The following is a 12,496-nucleotide window of genomic DNA, read 5'->3' as shown; positions in this document are numbered from 1 at the left end:
GGTGGCCGAAACCCATCACTCGGAACTGATCACCCGAATCCGGTATGAGACGTTCCGGGGGCGGCGACGCGTTCACGGCTTCAACTGCCGCAGCCGACTTCCCTTCATCGGGACTTCGAACACGGCGCCACCCTGAACCGTTCTCGTCAGCGTCTCGACCGTCGGCCAGAGCGCAAGAATGCGCTCCATCTGCTTGATGACCGGTGCTTTCTGCAGTCCCGGCGCCAGGAACAAGCCGATCAGGTTCGACGCGCGAAACGTATTGTATTCGGCGCGGTTTCGGGTGATCCGCCGATCGCCGGAAAAGACGATCCATTGTCCCTCTCGGCTCAATTCGCCGATCCACTCCACGTCCGGCGCATCACGAGAGAACTTGTCCGTCAGGGTGCGAATTTCATGCTCGTGCTTGAACAACTCGTCGAGGGCGCGCGCTATCGCCGGAGACATGTTGTGGTCGAAGAACACCTTCACGTCGATCGTAACGAGTTTTCGAAGTTCACGGCGTCGATCACGACCGAAACCGGGACATCGTAGAGATGGCCGACACGTTGGATCGAGCCTTCGGCTTCCACCGCGTCGGCCAATGTCACGGTCGGCACCCCGTACTGCGTGGCGATCGGTTGGCCGAATGCTCGTTGCGGATCGATGACGATGCTCTGCTTTCCATTGAACGGCCGCCAGCGACTGACGATCTCGTCGGAGAGATCGAGATCCTTGAACGTGCGGTCGATCACTTGCTTGATGACGTACTGGCGCTTTTTCAGGTCGAGAAGCTCGCCGTCGCCCGACCGTTGGATGCTGTCCAAGAAAATCGTCCGGCCGTCCGTGCGAAAACGTCTCGTCGAGAACGGCCGGTCGTCTTCGGCGCACTCGCGCGCATATTCCAAGCAGGCCCGGATCGTGACGAGCTTCAAGCCCGCATCGAGGAAGCTCTTGACGATTCTGAGCTCGATGAGATCACGAAATCCCAGCTCGATATGGCCGTCGTACGCCGGCAGCTGTGGCTGCCAAAGCGGCGGCATCTCGACGACTTCGCCGTCGTGGCGATAGGTATAGCCGCCGAGCCAACGCCGAATGTTCAACGGCGGGATCCTCAACAGGCGGGCGGCCTCGGGCACGGTGTAGAACCCGATTCCGACGGGAGGGCTGTTGGCGGCAATTGGCGACATGTTCCCAAGATATCTCGTTCGGCATTGTTCGCCTACATCCACCAGGACGGCGGAAGGCGGTGCGATTTGGGCGAGGTGTCCTCCAAACGCAAAAACGGCCGGCGCTGGCGGCACCGGCCGTTGATGGCTCTGCAAAGCGGAGCGCGGGGGTTCGCGGGAACCGGGGGGCGGCGGGGATGGCGCCGTCCCGTCGGTGTGGAGCGGCAGATCGCCTAGGCGGCCTGCAAGGCCGGCGACGGCGTTCGCCGGCCGGTGGTCTCGACCGCCTTGTTTCGGCGGCTCGTGGTGTCGCGACCGGCGCACACGCCGGCCGGATCGAAGTGCATCGGCGTCGCCCACCTGCCGCGGCGCGGCGGGGGTGCCGCGAGGACGGCGCGGGCGAGCCCGGTCGTCATGCCGCTTCCTGGGTGCCGGGACCGACCAGATCGAAGCGGTCGGCGTTCATCACTTTTGTCCAGGCGGCGACGAAGTCGGTCACGAACTTATCCTGCGCGTCGGACGAGCCGTAGACCTCGGCAAAAGCGCGCAGCTGCGAGTGCGATCCAAAAATCAGGTCGACCCGCGTGCCGGTCCACTTCAGCTCCTTGGACTTGCGGTCGCGCGCCTCGTAAATGCCCTCGCCAGTGCCGGACGGCGCCCACTGGGTGCCCATGTCGAGCAGATTGACGAAGAAGTCGTTGGTCAGCTTCTCCGGCCGGTCGGTCAGCACGCCGTGGGTCGAGTGCCCGGCATTGGCGCCGAGCACACGCAGGCCGCCGAGCAGCACGGTCGTCTCGGGGCCGGTGAGCCGCAGCAGCTGGGCGCGGTCGATCAGCGCCTCCTCGGGTGCCATGAATTGCCGGCCCGACAGCCAGTTGCGAAACCCGTCGGTACGCGGCTCGAGCGCCTTGAAGGATTCGACGTCGGTCTCCTCCTGCGAGGCGTCCATCCGGCCCGGCGCGAACGGCACCTCGACGGGGGTGCCGGCATCCTTCGCCGCCTTCTCGACGCCGGCATTGCCGGCCAGCACGATCAGATCGGCGAGCGAGATTTTCTTGCCGTCCGTCTGCGCGCCGTCGAACGCCGCCTTGATCGCCTCGAGCTTCGACAGAACCACCGAAAGCTCGTCCGGCTGATTGACCGCCCAGTCCTTCTGCGGCGCGAGGCGGATGCGCGCGCCGTTGGCGCCGCCGCGCTTGTCGGAGCCGCGGAAGGTCGAGGCCGAGGCCCAGGCGGTGGTGACGAGCTGCGACACCGACAAGCCGGAGGCGAGGATTTTTGCCTTGAGGTCGGCGATGTCCTGCGCATCGACCAGCGGGTGGTCGACCGGCGGGATCGGGTCCTGCCAGATCAGAACCTCGGACGGCACCTCGGGCCCGAGATAACGAACCCGCGGGCCCATGTCGCGATGGGTCAGCTTGAACCAGGCGCGGGCGAAGGCGTCGGCGAAGGCGTCGGGGTTCTCGTAGAACCGCCGCGAGATTTTTTCGTAGATCGGGTCGACCCGCAGCGACAGGTCGGTCGTCAGCATGGTCGGCCGGTGCTTTTTCGACGGGTCGTGCGCGTCCGGCACGTCGGCCGGGACGTCCTTGGCGCGCCACTGATAGGCGCCGGCCGGGCTCTTCTCGAGCTCCCATTCGCACTCGAACAAATTCTTGAAGAAGTAATTGCTCCACTGCGTCGGGGTCTGCGACCAGGTCACCTCCGGGCCGCCGGTGATGGCGTCGCCGGCGAAGCCGGTGCCGTGCGTGCTCTTCCAGCCGAGCCCCTGATCCTCGATCGCGGCGCCTTCCGGCGCGGCGCCGACCAGCGACGGGTCGCCCGCGCCGTGGGTCTTGCCGAAGGTGTGGCCGCCGGCGATCAGCGCGACGGTCTCCTCGTCGTTCATCGCCATGCGATAGAACGTCTCGCGGATGTCCTTGGCGGCGGCGAGCGGGTCGGGCTTGCCGTTCGGGCCTTCCGGATTGACGTAGATGAGGCCCATCTGCACCGCGGCGAGCGGCTCCTCGAGCTGGCGCTCGCCGGAGTAGCGCGAGTCACCGAGCCAGGTGCCCTCGGGGCCCCAATAAAGCTCCTCCGGCTCCCACACATCGGCGCGCCCGCCGGCGAAGCCGAACGTCTCGAAGCCCATCGATTCGAGCGCGACGTTGCCGGCCAGGACCATCAGGTCGGCCCACGAGATCTTGCGGCCGTATTTCTGCTTGATCGGCCACAAGAGGCGGCGTGCCTTGTCGAGATTGGCGTTGTCCGGCCACGAATTGAGCGGCGCGAAGCGCTGTTGCCCGGCGCCCGCCCCGCCGCGCCCGTCGGTGATGCGGTAGGTGCCGGCCGAGTGCCACGCCATCCGGATCATCAGGCCGCCGTAATGCCCGAAATCGGCTGGCCACCACGCCTGCGAGTCGGTCATCAGCGCGTGCAGGTCGGCCTTCACCGCCGCGAGATCGAGGCTCTGGAACTCTTTCGCATAGTCGAAGTCGGCGCCCATCGGGTCGGACTTCGTGGAATTGTGATGCAGCACCTGGATGTCGAGCTGCTCGGGCCACCAGTCGCGGTTCCGGGGTCCGCGGGCGCCGCCGGAGAACGGGCACTTGCCCTGATCGTTCGTCTTCGCGTCCATCGTCGTGCTCCCGGGGAGTCGTGTGGTCTCGCTCGTGCCCCGTTCGCGATCGTCGCGGCAGCGAGCGAACGGACCATGACGGCTTCCTTCGATTAGGTCTAATCGTATTGTCTGACCGCATCGATCAGCGTATCTTATCGCGATGATCACATTGAAGCAGTTGCGCTATTTCGAGGCGCTGGCGCGGGTGCGGCATTTCGGCCGCGCCGCCCAGGAGTGCGCGGTGACCCAGCCGGCGCTGTCGATGCAAATTCGCGACCTCGAGGCGCGGCTCGGGGTCGATCTCGTCGAGCGGCGGCCCGGCGAGGTGGTGCTGACGCCGATCGGCGCGGAGGTGGCGAGACGCGCCGAGAGCGTGCTCGCCGAGGCGCGCGACATCGTCGACGTCGCCCGCCACCACGGCCGGCCGCTGACCGGCCGGCTCGGCCTCGGCGTGATCCCGACGCTCGCGCCCTACGTGCTGCCGACCGTGCTGCCGGCGCTGCAGCGGCGCCACCCGGACCTGTCGGTCGAGCTGCGCGAAACCCAGACCCGCCATCTGATGGACGAGCTCGGCCGCGGCATGCTCGACGCCGCGATGGTGGCGCTGCCGGTCGATCCGCCCGACGTCGAGACGATGGTGCTGTTCGAGGACCCGTTCGTGCTGGCGGTGCCGGCCGACGACCCGCGCCCCGCCGACGGGCCGATCGAGGCGGCCTCGATCGAGCGCGACCGGCTGATCCTGCTCGAGGAGGGGCATTGCCTGCGCGACCAGGCGCTCGCGGTGTGCGCCGGCGGCCGCCGCGACGCGATGGGGCTCGGCGCCACCAGCCTGTCGACGGTGATGCAGCTGGTCGCCTCGGGCTACGGCACGACGCTGCTGCCCCAGGTCGCCGCCGACGCCGAGGGCCACAACCCGCACATCAAGCTGTTGAGCTTCACCGCGCCGCGGCCCGGCCGCACGATCGGCCTCGCCTTCCGCAAGACCTCGCCGCGCAAGGCGGAGTTTTGCGTGCTGGCCTCTCTCGTGTGCGAGGCTTTGGGATTTTGTCCCCCGCCCCCGCCTGCGCCCCCGCCCCAACCCGCGCCTGCCCAAACGAGACAGGGCGGCCCAGAGGCCGCCCTGCAGAGCAACTAAAAGCTTTCGGACGACGCGGGCGAAATTACTCGCCGGCCTCGCGCGGCTGCTCGCCGTCCTTGTGGCCCTCGGCCTTCTGCTTGGCGTCGAGGTCCTCGCCGGTCTCCTGATCGACCGCCCGCATCGACAGGCGGACCTTGCCGCGCTCGTCGAAGCCGAGCAGCTTCACCTTCACCTTGTCGCCTTCCTTGACGACCTCGGAGGTCTTCTGGACGCGGCGCGGCGCGAGCTGGCTGATATGGACGAGGCCGTCCTTGGAGCCGAAGAAGTTCACGAAGGCGCCGAAGTCCATCACCTTGACGACGGTGCCCTCGTAGATCTGGCCGACTTCCGGCTCCGAGGCGATCGACTTGATCCAGTTGATCGCCGACTTGATCGATTCGCCCGACGCCGAGGCGACCTTGACGGTGCCGTCGTCGGAGATGTCGATCTTGGCGCCGGTCTTCTCGACGATCTCGCGGATCACCTTGCCGCCCGAGCCGATCACTTCGCGGATCTTGTCGACCGGGATGGTGAGCACCTCGATGCGCGGCGCGTACTCGCCGAGCTGGGCGCGGGCCGAGGTCAGCGCCTTCGACATCTCGCCGAGGATGTGGTGCCGGCCGTCCTTCGCCTGGGCGAGGGCGACCCGCATGATCTCCTCGGTGATGCCGGCGATCTTGATGTCCATCTGCAGCGAGGTGACGCCCTTCTCGGTGCCGGCCACCTTGAAGTCCATGTCGCCGAGATGGTCCTCGTCGCCGAGGATGTCGGTGAGCACCGCGAAGCGGTCGCCCTCCTTGATCAGGCCCATGGCGATGCCGGCGGTCGGCGCGCGCAGCGGCACGCCGGCGTCCATCAGCGCGAGCGAGGTGCCGCACACCGTCGCCATCGAGGACGAGCCGTTCGACTCGGTGATCTCGGAGACCACGCGGATCGTGTACGGGAACTCGTGATGCAGCGGCAGCACCGGATGGATGGCGCGCCAGGCGAGCTTGCCGTGGCCGATCTCGCGGCGGCCGGGCGAGCCGATGCGGCCCGTCTCGCCCACCGAGAACGGCGGAAAGTTGTAGTGCAGCATGAAGGTTTCCTTGTAGGTCCCCTCCAGCGCGTCGATGAACTGCTCGTCCTCGCCGGTGCCGAGCGTGGCGACGACCAGCGCCTGGGTCTCGCCGCGGGTGAACAGCGCCGAGCCGTGGGCGCGCGGCAGCACACCGGCCTCGGCGACGATCGGGCGCACGGTCTTGACGTCGCGGCCGTCGATCCGGCGGCCGGTGTCGAGAATGTTCCAGCGGACGATCTTGGCCTCGAGGTGATGGAACACGCCCATCACGCGCAGCTCGTCATAGGCGGGGGTGCCGCCCTCCGGGAAGAAGTGCGCCTTGACCTTGGCGCGGGCGGCGTCGACCGCCTTGTAGCGCTCCTGCTTCTGCGGGATCGCGTAGGCGGCGCGCAGATCCTGCTCGATCACGCCGAGCATCTCGGACTCGAGCGCCGCATTGTCCTGGGTGATCAGCTCGCGCGGCTCCTTGGCGGCCTTCTCGGCGAGCTGGATGATCGCCTCGATGACCGGCTGGAAGTGGCGGTGGCCGAACATCACGGCACCGAGCATCACCTCCTCGGGCAGCTCCTTCGCCTCGGACTCGACCATCAGCACCGCGTCCTGGGTGCCGGCGACGACGAGATCGAGCTGGCTCTCGGTCATCTCGTCGAGCTGCGGGTTGAGGACGAACTCGTTGTTGATGAAGCTGACGCGCGCCGCGCCCACCGGGCCCATGAAGGGGAGGCCGGAGATGGTCAGCGCCGCCGAGGCCGCGACCATCGCGACGATGTCGGGGTCGTTCTCGAGGTCGTGCGACAGCGTCGTCACGATGATCTGGGTGTCGTTGCGCCAGCCGTTGGCGAACAGCGGGCGGATCGGCCGGTCGATCAGGCGGGAGACCAGCGTCTCCTTCTCGCTCGGGCGGCCTTCGCGCTTGAAGAAGCCGCCGGGGATGCGGCCCGCGGCGTAGGTCTTCTCCTGATAATTGACGGTCAGCGGCATGAAATCGATGCCGGGGCGCGGCGTCTTCTCGGCGACCGCGGTGGCGAGCACGGTGGTCTCGCCATAGGTGGCGAGCACGGCGCCGTCGGCCTGGCGCGCGATCCGCCCGGTCTCCAATACGAGCTTGCGCCCGGCCCAATCGATTTCCACGCGATGGGTATCGAACATCTTCAGCGTTCTCTCATGGTTGAGGGTGGGCCTCGGAAGGCCATGAGCAAGACGGCCGGACGCTGCACGGCGACCGGGGCGCTGCGCACCCCGCCACCACCAGCGTCCGGCGATCCTGCCATGGCGTTCTCCGGCCTTCGTGTCGGGCCGAGGTCTTCGCCTCGCCCGATGGCGGGTCCACACGACCCGCGCCGGCCGGCGGCGTCACGCCGCCGTTCGGGCGACGGCCTCGCCGTCCGCCCGGTGGAGCGGTCACGCCCACTTCGATCCGCTCCGGAAGAACCGGCCGCCCTCGCCCATCGGCTCGCCGGAACGGGCGAAATCCTCGGGGCGGGCGACACGGCCGCTGCGCCGCGTTCTCAGCGGCGAATTCCGAGCTTCTCGATCACCGCCTTGTAGCGGTGCTCGTCGGTGCGCTTGAGGTAGTCGAGCAGCTGGCGGCGCTGCGACACCAGCTTCAGAAGGCCGCGCCGCGAATGGTTGTCCTTGGCGTGGGTCTTGAAGTGCTCGGTGAGGTTGGCGATCCGTTCGGACAGGATCGCGATCTGCACCTCCGGCGAGCCCGTGTCGCCGGCCTTGGAACCGAAAGTCGTGATCAGCTCGGCCTTGCGGGCGGTCGTGATCGACATCGTTCAATCACCTTGTCGTTGTCGGACGGCCCTGCCGTGCAGGCCCGCCAGGTTGAACACGCGCCTGGGGACGATTTCGCCACGGTCCATGTCGGCGAGGGCGAGCAGCTGCCCCTGAACCGTCACGGACACCGTGCCACGGGCGATGGGAGCATCGCGTCCGCGCACCAGCACGGCTTGGCCCCGCTGGAGCCTCGCCGCGTCCGCCCGGCTGACGGCCAGCGCCGGGATGTCGTCCAGCGCGGTCGAGACAGGCAGAATCGCATCGGCGAGGCTCGCCTCGCCGATCGCCGCTCTATCGCACACCGTCTGCAGATCCGCCAGAGGAATCATGTCCTCGCGCGCGAACGGCCCGACCGCGGTGCGGCGCAGCGCCGAGACGTGGCCGCGGCAGCCGAGCAGGCGTCCCATGTCGCGGGCGAGCGCCCGCACATAGGTACCCTTGCCGCACTCGGCGGCGAAAACCGTGTGGTCGGCGTCGGGGGTGGCGACGATCTCGAGCGAATGGATCTCCACCTCGCGCGGCTTCAGCTCGACCTCCTCGCCGTCGCGGGCGATGTCGTAGGCGCGCTCGCCGTCGATCTTGATCGCCGAATATTTCGGCGGGACCTGCTCGATGGTGCCGTGGAACCGCGGCAGCAGCGCGCGGATCGCCTCGATGTCCGGCCGGGCGTCGCTCTCGGCGACCACCCGTCCCTCGGCGTCGTCGGTGTCGCGCTCCTCGCCCCAGCGCACGGTGAACTCGTAGCGCTTGCGGCCGTCCATCACGAACATCACGGTCTTGGTCGCCTCGCCGAGCGCGACCGGCAGGCAGCCGGAGGCGAGCGGATCGAGCGTGCCGGCGTGTCCGGCGCGCTTGGCCGAGAACAGCCGCTTGATCACCGAGACCGCATGGGTCGAGGTCATGCCGACCGGCTTGTCGAGCACCAGCCAGCCATGGACGTCGCGCTTGTCGCGCTTCTTCTGCGGGCCGCCGCGATCGCGCCTGCGCCCTTCTCCACGCGGCCGGTCGCGGGACTCGTCCCCGCGAGTCTGTTCGGCGTGCGACGGGTCGCCGTGCGACTCCTCGCGCAAGATCGTGCCGGCCTCGCCGTCGCTCCCGCTTTCGGGAGCAGGGGGCAAATCCGTGTCTCTCCCGGCCTGCGGGGGAGGCAGAACGGAGACCGAGACATCGTGCAGGGGCTCGTCTCGTCCGTCACTCATCGTCCACCTCGTCGTCAAGGTCCCGCGCCACCGCCGGCGTCCTCAAGAGACTGTCGATCCGGGCCGCCTCGGCGAACCGGTCGTCGACGCGGAAGCGGATGTCGGGCGCGAATTTCAGATTCACCCGGTGGGCGATCTCGCCGCGCAGATACTTCTTGTTGCGCTCGAGCGCCTCGACCACGGCCGCCTCGTCGCGGCCGCCGAGCGGCATGACGTAGATGGTCGCGAGCCGCAAGTCCGGGCTCATCCGAACCTCGGGCACGGTGATGGTGTGGCCCTCGATGACGGGGTCGTGCACGTCGCCGCGGGCGAGAATCTCGGCGATCGCGTGGCGCACCAGCTCGCCGGCGCGCAGCGCGCGCTGCGAGGAGGCGCCCGCCTCGCCGCGTCGGTTGGAAGATTTCATAGGATCGAAACTCCGGTCGCTCTTCGGAACGGGCCGCGCCTCGACCCGGAAAAAGGGTCGAGCGTGCGCGCCGTCCGAACGGCCTTCACTCTTGGTTTTCGCTTTTCGCGCGTCCCGGCTCGAAGCCGCCGAACATCGCCATCCGCTCGAAAGCCCGTACCGCGGCCGCCTCGGCCCGGGTGCGCACTTGATCGTCCAGCGCCTTGGTCACGAAATCGGTCAGAATGTCCAGCTTTCCACTTTGCTCGTCGACCTGTCTCTGCAGATCCCGGAGCTGGTCGTTCAGCTCCTTGTTGTCCTTCTTCAAGGCTTCGACGGCGGCCTCGAGCCGGAGCAAGTTCAGAACGAATTCGCCGAGACGGCCCCAGCCGGGAAAATAGGAGGTCTTCGGTGATTTGCTCGCAGGATCGTCGCCTCGTCCCTCCGACACCATCGCGCTCTATCCCGCCATCAGACGCTCGAGAGCACGCGAGGTCTTCGCGAGCCGGTGGTCGATCAGACGCTTCCTCGCCGCCATCTCCCGAATGAGACGACGACGGTCGGCGACGGCCTCCTCCGCCATCCCCGCCGTCCGGTCCATCGTTCGCGTCGCCCAGTCGAAGATTTGGGCGAGATCACCGTCCTGGGGCTGCCCCGCAGCGCCCTCTCCATCGGCGATACCGAGAGCGAGACCCGCCGCCCGGTCCACGGCGGGGACACCGGTCGCCCCGAGATCGTGGCCAGCCGCCCCGTGCGCGTCGTCGTTGGCGACCCCGAACGGCGCGTCGTCGCTCGCCTCGACTCTCAGCTCCGATGCGCTTGGAAAGAAAAGGGATCCGTCTTCGAGCGGCAAAAGCCTCTGGCGGAAAACGGACGAGAGCCTTTCGAGCACAGAGGCGAGGGCCGCATCCGAGAGCCGGAAGCCGGCGACGAGCCGACCGACGGGCGGCTCGTTGCCGAGCCGCTCGGCTTCGGACCTACCGTGGTATTCCACACGGTAGGCCGTCTGCGAGGCGTTCCAGCCCCAGCCAGCGTTTTCGGTCTCCTTGTGCCGTCTCGGCATGGAAGGCCTCCGTCACAGGCTCCGCTGCACCGTCTCGACGCGGTAGCACTCGATCACGTCGCCGACGCGGATGTCCTGGTAGTTCTCGAAGGACATGCCGCATTCGTGGCCGGCGGTGACCTCGCGGACGTCGTCCTTGAGGTGCTTGAGCTGACCGAGCTTGCCTTCGTGGATCACCACGTTGTCGCGGATCAGGCGGACATTGGCGCCGCGCTGGACGACCCCGTCGGTGACCCGGCAGCCGGCCACCTTGCCGACCTTGGTGATGTTGAAGACCTGCAGGATCTGCGCGTTGCCGAGCATGGTCTCGCGGGTGGTCGGCGCGAGCAGGCCGGACATCGCCTTCTTCACGTCGTCCACGAGGTCGTAGATGATGTTGTAGTAGCGGATCTCGATGCCGAGCCGCTCGGCCGCCTCGCGCGCTTCCTTGTGGGCACGCACGTTGAAGCCGATGATCGCGGCGTTCGAGGCTTCCGCGAGCGTCACGTCCGACTCGGTGATGCCACCGACGCCCGACAGCAGCACGCGGGCCGCCACCTCCTCGGTGCCGAGCTTCTCGAGCGCGCCGACGATCGCCTCGATCGAGCCCTGCACGTCGCCCTTGACGACCAGCGGGAACTCCTTGAGGCCGCTGCTCGACTTGAGCTGGCTCATCATCTGCTCGAGCGAGCCGCGCTTGCCGCTGGCACGCGCCGCCAGCTTCTCGCGACGCTGACGGGCGCGATACTCGGTGACCTCGCGGGCGCGCGCCTCGTTGTCGACCACCGCCAGGCGATCGCTCGCCTCCGGCGTGCCGTTGAAGCCGAGCACCTCGACCGGCACCGACGGCCCGGCCTGATCGATGGTCGCCCCGGTATCGGACACCAGCGCGCGCACCCGGCCCCATTCGGCGCCGGCCACGACGATGTCGCCGACCTTGAGCGTGCCGCGCTGCACCAGCACGGTCGCCACCGGGCCGCGGCCGCGATCGAGCTTGGCCTCGATCACGGTGCCCTCGGCCGGACGGTTCGGGTTGGCCTTCAGCTCGAGGATCTCCGACTGCAGCCCGATCACGTCGAGCAGCTTGTCGAGATTGGTCTTCTGCTTGGCCGAGACCTCGACCTCGAGGGTCTCGCCGCCGAACGTCTCGACCTGCACCTCGTGCTGCAGCAGCTCGGTGCGGACCCGCTCCGGCTTGGCGTCGGGCTTGTCGATCTTGTTGATGGCGACGATCATCGGCACCTTGGCCGCCTTGGCGTGCTGGATCGCCTCGATCGTCTGCGGCATCACGCCGTCGTCGGCCGCGACCACCAGCACCACCACGTCGGTCACCTTGGCGCCGCGGGCGCGCATCGCCGTGAAGGCGGCGTGGCCGGGCGTGTCGATGAAGGTGATCTTGCTGCCCGAGGGCGCGGTCACCTGATAGGCGCCGATGTGCTGGGTGATGCCGCCGGCCTCGCCCGACACCACGTTGGCGTGGCGGATGGCATCGAGCAGCGACGTCTTGCCGTGGTCGACGTGGCCCATGATGGTGACCACCGCCGGACGCGGCTCGAGATCGACCGGATCGTCGGCGACGTCGAACAGACCTTCCTCGACGTCGGCCTCGGACACGCGCTTGACCGTGTGGCCGAGCTCCTCGGCGATCAGCTGGGCGGTGTCGGCGTCGATCGTGTCGGTGATCTTCGCCATCTGGCCCTGCTTCATCAGCATCTTGATGACGTCCACGGCCCGCTCCGCCATGCGGTTGGCGAGCTCCTGGATGGTGATCACCTCCGGAATCGTCACCTCGCGCGCGAGCTTCTCCTTCGGCTCGTTGGCGGAATGGCCCTTGAGGCGCTGCACGCGGCGGCGGAACGAGGCGACCGAGCGCGAGCGCTCCTCGCCGGCGTCGAGCGCCGTCACCACGGTCAGGCGGCCGCGGTTCTTCTGGGCTCCGGTCTTGTTGGCGGGCTTCGGCGCGGGCGCCGGGCGGGCCGGGCCGGCACCGCTGCGGCGCGCCGGACGGCGAGCCTCGTCGTCGTCGGTCTCGGTCGCGGCGGCGCCACGCCCACCGGGCGCGGCGGGACGGCCGGCGGCCGGCGTCGACGCGGTGCGGGCGGGGCTGCCGCTCGGCGAGCCGGTGGCGGGCTTGGTCGTGGCGGGGGTGGGGGCGGGCGCCCCC

Annotated in this window: 11 protein-coding genes; 1 reads left to right on the top strand and 10 read right to left on the bottom strand. The window is 68.4% G+C overall.

Annotated features, from left to right (window positions below; translation table 11 throughout):
• Window positions 1–72: 72 nt before the first annotated feature.
• From A33M_RS20805 to katG, 3 genes are all read right to left on the bottom strand, one after another.
• Window positions 73–471 (bottom strand): hypothetical protein, encoded by a 399-nt coding sequence (locus tag A33M_RS20805; protein ID WP_008391614.1) that lies wholly within the window; start codon window positions 469–471, stop codon window positions 73–75.
• The gene (locus tag A33M_RS20800) at window positions 468–1,169 is read right to left on the bottom strand and encodes a hypothetical protein (RefSeq protein WP_040622296.1); all 702 of its coding nucleotides are present in this window, start codon (window positions 1,167–1,169) and stop codon (window positions 468–470) included. The genes A33M_RS20805 and A33M_RS20800 overlap by 4 nt, the downstream gene beginning before the upstream one ends.
• 391 nt (window positions 1,170–1,560) lie before the next feature.
• Window positions 1,561–3,765, bottom strand: coding sequence for a catalase/peroxidase HPI (gene katG / locus A33M_RS20790; protein WP_008391612.1), 2,205 nt, complete (start codon window positions 3,763–3,765; stop codon window positions 1,561–1,563).
• 142 nt (window positions 3,766–3,907) lie between these two features.
• Between katG and A33M_RS20785 the strand changes: the two genes are divergently transcribed.
• Window positions 3,908–4,882, top strand: coding sequence for a hydrogen peroxide-inducible genes activator (locus A33M_RS20785; RefSeq protein WP_040622294.1), 975 nt, complete (start codon window positions 3,908–3,910; stop codon window positions 4,880–4,882).
• 25 nt (window positions 4,883–4,907) lie between these two features.
• Here A33M_RS20785 and pnp read toward each other — a convergent pair whose 3' ends face one another.
• The 7 genes from pnp to infB form a co-directional block, all read right to left on the bottom strand.
• On the bottom strand, window positions 4,908–7,073 hold the full coding sequence (pnp, locus tag A33M_RS20780; protein ID WP_040622291.1) for a polyribonucleotide nucleotidyltransferase: 2,166 nt from the start codon (window positions 7,071–7,073) through the stop codon (window positions 4,908–4,910).
• A 359-nt stretch (window positions 7,074–7,432) separates the two neighbouring features.
• Entirely contained in the window at window positions 7,433–7,702 is a 270-nt protein-coding gene (rpsO, locus tag A33M_RS20775) for a 30S ribosomal protein S15 (protein WP_008391599.1), read from the bottom strand.
• Between the two features lie 3 nt (window positions 7,703–7,705).
• Window positions 7,706–8,824: a tRNA pseudouridine(55) synthase TruB gene (gene truB / locus A33M_RS20770; protein WP_008391598.1), complete on the bottom strand. Its 1,119-nt coding sequence runs from the start codon at window positions 8,822–8,824 to the stop codon at window positions 7,706–7,708.
• Window positions 8,825–8,897: 73 nt separating this feature from the next.
• Complete coding sequence (gene rbfA / locus A33M_RS20765) at window positions 8,898–9,311, bottom strand: 30S ribosome-binding factor RbfA (protein ID WP_008391597.1); 414 nt, start codon at window positions 9,309–9,311, stop codon at window positions 8,898–8,900.
• Between the two features lie 85 nt (window positions 9,312–9,396).
• Window positions 9,397–9,744: a PhoU domain-containing protein gene (locus tag A33M_RS20760; RefSeq protein WP_008391596.1), complete on the bottom strand. Its 348-nt coding sequence runs from the start codon at window positions 9,742–9,744 to the stop codon at window positions 9,397–9,399.
• Between the two features lie 6 nt (window positions 9,745–9,750).
• Window positions 9,751–10,353: a hypothetical protein gene (locus A33M_RS20755; RefSeq protein WP_040622289.1), complete on the bottom strand. Its 603-nt coding sequence runs from the start codon at window positions 10,351–10,353 to the stop codon at window positions 9,751–9,753.
• A gap of 12 nt (window positions 10,354–10,365) precedes the next feature.
• A partial coding sequence (gene infB / locus A33M_RS20750; protein WP_040622287.1) for a translation initiation factor IF-2 occupies window positions 10,366–12,496 on the bottom strand: 2,131 nt, incomplete at its 5' end.

Origin of the sequence: Rhodovulum sp. PH10 (genome assembly GCF_000293785.1) — a bacterium.
Taxonomy (GTDB): Bacteria; Pseudomonadota; Alphaproteobacteria; order Rhizobiales; family Xanthobacteraceae; genus Rhodoplanes.
This window is presented reverse-complemented; position numbering and strand designations above follow the sequence as displayed.